We start from the raw sequence: 557 nt of genomic DNA, 5'->3' as shown, positions 1-557 counted from the left end.
TAGAGTTATAAGACACTAGATCGTGTTGCAGATAGGGCGCCCTTGTGGGCATTCAAATCGCGCGGGGTAAACGTGCATCCCAGCAACGACGCGGACGCGGCATCGCGATTGGAAGCGAAGTGCCCGTTAGGGGACCGTCTATCGGGCACCAATTCTGACGGGTTTTCTGTGTCCGAGGCCGTGGTACCTCAGTCTGATTCATCGCCTCCCGATGTCGGCGTGCTCATGTCTTCGGTCCAGACAGCCGTGGCGCCGCTGTGGCCGATGAGAATGGCTTGCACGGTCGTTCCTCCCGAGACCACTAGCGCGAGAACGAGCAACACGATTGGCACCCACCGGGGGCCAGGCCGTGAAGCTACCGACGGTTTAACCTCCTCGGATGCTGTCAGTCGCGCGCGCTTCTCCCGGATGTTCCACCACAGCAGCGCGCCCGCTACGACGACGAGACCGATGACCCAGGGTAAGAGTCCGTCGGCCAGGGTAGCGTGAGTTTCGATGAGATCGTTCTCACCGACACGAGCCTCGAGTCGCTCGCCCGATTGTGTTGAGAGGGGAAC

General features: G+C 60.9%; 1 pseudogene. It reads right to left on the bottom strand.

Going from position 1 to position 557, the window contains the following annotated elements:
* Positions 1-188: 188 nt before the first annotated feature.
* Positions 189-557 (bottom strand): annotated as a pseudogene (locus K2F54_RS18960) (hypothetical protein); the annotation flags it as partial.

It is taken from the genome of Cryobacterium inferilacus, assembly GCF_019599185.1.
Classification (GTDB): Bacteria; Actinomycetota; Actinomycetes; order Actinomycetales; family Microbacteriaceae; genus Cryobacterium; species Cryobacterium inferilacus.
Note: the sequence above shows the minus strand (reverse complement) of the source record. Positions and strands in the feature narration are given on the sequence as shown.